The sequence below is a fragment of the Sphaerimonospora cavernae genome, from assembly GCF_042435035.1.
Taxonomy (GTDB): domain Bacteria; phylum Actinomycetota; class Actinomycetes; order Streptosporangiales; family Streptosporangiaceae; genus Sphaerimonospora; species Sphaerimonospora cavernae.
Window position 1 is genome coordinate 1 of sequence record NZ_JBHMQT010000020.1, and the last position, 916, is coordinate 916.

At 74.3% G+C, this 916-nt stretch carries 1 pseudogene; it reads left to right on the forward strand.

The window, feature by feature from the left end:
- Positions 1-916 (forward strand): annotated as a pseudogene (locus tag ACFHYQ_RS11505) (hypothetical protein); the annotation flags it as partial.

The following is a 916-nucleotide window of genomic DNA, read 5'->3' on the forward strand; positions in this document are numbered from 1 at the left end:
AGCAGCAGATCACCGCCGAGCTGCTGGTGCTGGTCAACGCCGAATCCCTCCCCGACGACCCCGTGCCCGCCGACCCCGTGCCCGCCGACCCCGTGCCCGCCGACCCCGTGCCCGATCAGGCTCCACCCAGCGACCCGCCGTCCGGCGACCCGCCGTCCGGCGACCCACCGTCCGGTGACCCCATGCCCGCCGACACCGCGTCCGCCGACACCGCTCCTGACGACACCGCGCCAGATGATCTCTCGGTGGGTGAGGGCCACCCCTCGCGCGACGAGAGTGACGTGAACATCGAGGCCGACCGGGAAGCACCCGACCAGGCCGAACACGGCTGCGAGACCGCCCGGAAGGAAGCCGGATCGGAAGATGAACCCGGCGAAGCCAGACCCGGCCCCGAGGTCGAGTGTGAGGGCTCCGGGCTGGAGGCAACCGGGGCATGTGCGACCAGGCCGGACCCCGCCATGCCGGACCCCGCCATGCCGGACCCCGCCATGCCGGACCCCGCCATGCCGGACCCCGCCATGCCGGACCCTGCCATGCCGGACCCTGCCATGCCGGGCGCTGCCGGGCCGGGCGGGAACGGGGACAGCGGGACCGGTGGCTGGAAGCGGAACGAGGGCAGCGGGATCGGCGACCGGAGCAAAGGCAAGGGCCGAGGGAGCGAAGGCGAGGATCGGGGGAGCAAGGGCAAGGGCCGAGGGAGCCCTGGGCACGACGGGAGCGGCCGCCTTGGCGGGACCGACAGCCTTGGCGGGACCGACAGCCTTGCCGGGACCGACAGCCTTGGCGGGGCTGCGGGCCGGCGGTGGCAGGCAGCGCTGCGCGCCCTGCCCGGGCTGCTGCTGTCCACCGGGCACCTGCTGCCGATCACCGACGTCCACCGCCTGGCCCGCACCTCCACCCTCATACGCCTGATCAT